Source organism: Streptomyces sp. NPDC059874, assembly GCF_042731135.1.
GTDB lineage: Bacteria > Actinomycetota > Actinomycetes > Streptomycetales > Streptomycetaceae > Streptomyces.
The window spans coordinates 1-3,636 of sequence record NZ_JBHWJY010000175.1 but is presented as its reverse complement, the minus strand read 5'-3'; the positions used below and the strand labels follow the sequence as shown (position 1 = coordinate 3,636).

The following is a 3,636-nucleotide window of genomic DNA, read 5'->3' as shown; positions in this document are numbered from 1 at the left end:
CAGGGGGGACCCTGTGGGAGAGTAGGACGCCGCCGAACAATCATTGTGGGAAAGCCCCGCACCTTATGGTGCGGGGCTTTTCTGCGTTCAGGACCGCTTCCGGATGCTCGGCCGGGTATCCTGACCGCGTTCCCTGGAGGACGAGATGACAGCACAGCACCTGGAAGACGGCGGGCCGCTCATCCCTCAGCCGGCCATGACCCGGGAAGCCCTCCGGGACGCCGTGCGGCGGATCGACATGGCCAACGTCGCCGTGTTCGACAGGGAGTGCAACGAGGCGTTCGACCGCGCAGCGGGGACGGGTGCCATCAACCCGCTGCGGTTCTTCCTCATCAAGTGGGCCACTCACGTGGCGATCCACCGCTGGCCGGCACGCTCCGCGGCGCTGCACGAGGCAGAACGGGTCGCGGGAGATCCGAGCGCGACGGAGCAAGAGTTCACGGCCGCCATGGAGATCAGCAGCCGCATCCTCGCCGAGGCGCAACGCGAGATCGGTCAGTGACTCCGCGGGGCGAAGGGGTCGAGAACGACAACGGCTGGGCGTGGGAATGCGACCCCAGCCGGCTGTGGGTTCTCGGGGACATGCCCGCGGAGCACCAGGAGGCGGTCGCCATGGTGCTGGACGGTCTCGTCGACTTGGCGTCGATGGCCATCGACCCCAAGGACGGCAGCCTCTACGAGGATCCCCAGCCCATGCGGCTGCGTACGTACGAAGACGAACACCTGATGCTCTGGTACCAGACCATCACGCATCGCAGGCGGGTCTACCTGAAGCGCGTCAACCTGTGACGAGCCGTTGAGATACTGCCGTCGTGGATACGAGGGCGGGGGCGGACGAGATACAGCGGGGCCGGCTCACGGAATGGGCGTTGCGTCCTGCTGAGCCGGCGGATGTCGAGCCGATCGCGGAGCTGCGGGCAACGGTGATGCGGCCGGATCTCGAGAGGTTGGGACGGTTCGACGAACACAGGGTCCGGCAGCGGCTGCGGGATTCCTTCTCCCCGCAGTACACGTCGGTCATCGTGGCCGATGACGCCTTCGCGGGATGCGTCACCATGCGTCCGGCCGAGGACGGGCGGTGGCTGGAGCATTTCTACTTGGCTCCGGCTTTCCAGGGCCGGGGGCTCGGATCGTCCGTCCTGCGGGCATTGCTGACGCAGACCGACGCCGATCGGGTACTCGTCCGCCTCAACGTCCTCCAAGGCAGTGCGGCCCAACGGCTCTACGAGCGCCACGGGTTCACCGTGGAGGCCCAGGATCCGATCGACGTCTACATGGTGCGATGGCCTGGTGCCGGTGCGGGGGCTTCCGGCAGGTGAAGGATGGAGCGTGCTCCTCTTCCGCCGTTACTCCGGTGTGGGGGCCTCGTCCACCGGGGTTTCGATCGTCGCAGTGTTGTTGACCTGATTCGGGTCGGGTGAACTGGTGGTCACCGTGGCCTTGTCGGTGACCGTGCCGCCCTCCGGGGCGATGACCCTCAGGACGATCTCGGTGGTGGCCTGGGTGCCGCCGGCTAGAGTGCCCAGCGAGCAGGTCACTGTGTCGGAGGAGCCGCTCGGCGGGATCACGCAGCTGCCCTGGCCGGGAGTGGCGCTGACGAAGCGGGCATTGGGCGGCAGGGTGTCGTTGAACACGACGTTCTCGGCGGTCTGCGGGCCGTGGTTGGTCACGGTGACGGTGTAGGTCAGGTTCGATCCGGTCGGTACGGGCTCGGGCTCGGCGCTGAGCGCGAGTGCCACGTCGGCGCCCGAGCGGACGATGGCCAAGCTGTGTTCGCCTCCGGCGGCGACAGCAGTCGCGGTCTCAAGGGACGGGACCAGCACCGGGATCCCCCTGTCGGTGGTGCTGCCGTCGCCGATCTGACCGTTGCCGTTGTCGCCCCAGGCGGCGACGGTGCCGCCGGTGCCCTTGGCGAGGGTGTGGTTGCCGCCTGCGGAGATGGCTGTCACGTCAGTGAGTCGCGTGCCGCAGGGGATGCTGCTTCCGATCGCGCAGGGGCGCACGGGCACGCTCGTGGCGCCGGTCCCGCTGAAACCGATGCCGAGCTGGCTGTTGTCGTTGGCCCCCCATACGCGGACGCTGGTGTCGGAGTGGAGGGAGACGCTGTGGCGGCCCCCCGCGGAAATGGCCGTCACGCCGCTGAGGGCGCGGCAGGGGAAGACCGCGGACTCGCAGACCGTGACAGGGGAAGGCTGCTGAGTGGAGTTGCCGTTGCCGAGTTGGCCGTTGGTGTTGGCTCCCCAGGCGGCGACGGTGCCGGTGGTGCGCAATGCCAGACTGTGCCGACTTCCCGCGGCGATGGCCGTCACGCCCGTGAGGCCGACCTGGCGGGGGATGGTGTTGCCGAGTCCACTCGATGTCCTGCCGAGTTGTCCGTTGCTGTTGTCTCCCCAGGAAACGACGTTGCCGTTGGTGCGCAAGGCAAGGTTGTGATTCCCGCCGGCAGCGATGGCCGTCACGCCGGTCAGGACGCCCGAGCCGCATGAGGTTGCCGAAGGGCCGGCGAACGTGTCCTGCTGACAGACCCCGACGGGCGTGGTCCAGGCAAAGCCGGTGGAACTCGTCCCCAGCTGACCGAGGGTGTTCGCTCCCCAGGAGAGGACGGTGCCGTCTGAACGCAAGGCCAGACTGTGGTTGTCGCCTGCGGCGACGGCGATGACACCGGTGAGGAAGCTGCTACAGGTTCCCGTCTGACCGGGCGCGGTCTGGCCGGGAGCGCAGACCCGCACCGGGGTGGTCCTGTCGGAGAACGAGCCGTCACCGAGCTGCCCGCCGGCGTTCGACCCCCAGGTCCAGACCGTGCCGTCGGCACGCAGCGCGACGCTGTGGTGGGTGCCCGCTTCTAGGGCGATGACGCGGTCCAGGGACGAGACGCACGTAGCGGGAGCGCACACGGAGACAGGCGTGGTGGAGCGGCTGATCGTGGTCGCGTCGCCGAGTTGCCCGTTCGCGTTGCTGCCCCACGCCAATACGTTGCCGGGCTCCGCGGAGGCACCTCCGTCCGCCGCGAACGCACCCGGCGCCGCACCTGGAGAGAAGCCGCTCCACAGGAGCGCCGCAACACCCAGGGCGAGGGCCCGCCCACGAGAGCGGCCGCCGAGCTTGAATCGCATGTTCGTACTCCCGGAAGGAATCACACGTCGATCCTGGGGGCGGAGATCCCGGTGTCGCGCCGCGGCGCGCTCGGTGGCCTCCCTATGGCGCAACCCGCGTCCGCGTGGCTCGGGTCTTGGGCTGCGGGACGTCGTCCTGGTCGACGCCATCGTGCCGGCGCATGGGACACCGTCCCATCTGCGCTGACGCGCCGTACGTCAAGCTCGTTTTGACACCCCCACACCAGGGTTGTACAGTCGAGCAGTTGCCTGGAGCTGGAACGCTCGGCAGCAGCCCCCACAAGGAATCGAATTTCGTGTGGGGACACTCGACTCTTCATTCGGGAATCGAAGCCGGTTAATCCGGTGGAAAACTTCTGATAGAGTCGGAACCGCCGGAAAGGGAAACGCGAAAGCGGAAACCTGGAAAGCACCGAGGAAGTCGGACGCGAAAGAGTCTGATAGAGTCGGAAACGCAAGACAGCAGAACGAAAGCCCGGAGGAAAGCCCGAGAGGGTGAGTACGAAGGAAGCGTCCGTTCCTT

Annotated in this window: 4 protein-coding genes; 3 read left to right on the top strand and 1 reads right to left on the bottom strand. The window is 67.7% G+C overall.

What is annotated here, in order from left to right:
* Positions 1-145: 145 nt before the first annotated feature.
* The 3 genes from ACFV9H_RS41305 to ACFV9H_RS41295 are packed head-to-tail and all read left to right on the top strand — an operon-like array spanning position 146 to position 1,319.
* Positions 146-502: a DUF6247 family protein gene (locus ACFV9H_RS41305; RefSeq protein ID WP_385409137.1), complete on the top strand. Its 357-nt coding sequence runs from the start codon at positions 146-148 to the stop codon at positions 500-502.
* The gene (locus ACFV9H_RS41300) at positions 499-789 is read left to right on the top strand and encodes a hypothetical protein (protein WP_385409135.1); all 291 of its coding nucleotides are present in this window, start codon (positions 499-501) and stop codon (positions 787-789) included. Before ACFV9H_RS41305 ends, ACFV9H_RS41300 begins: the two co-directional genes overlap by 4 nt.
* A 23-nt stretch (positions 790-812) precedes the next feature.
* A complete protein-coding gene (locus ACFV9H_RS41295; RefSeq protein WP_385409133.1) occupies positions 813-1,319 on the top strand; it encodes a GNAT family N-acetyltransferase in 507 nt (168 codons plus the stop codon).
* A 27-nt stretch (positions 1,320-1,346) separates the two neighbouring features.
* Here ACFV9H_RS41295 and ACFV9H_RS41290 read toward each other — a convergent pair whose 3' ends face one another.
* The gene (locus tag ACFV9H_RS41290) at positions 1,347-3,113 is read right to left on the bottom strand and encodes a hypothetical protein (RefSeq protein WP_385409131.1); all 1,767 of its coding nucleotides are present in this window, start codon (positions 3,111-3,113) and stop codon (positions 1,347-1,349) included.
* Positions 3,114-3,636: the final 523 nt, after the last annotated feature.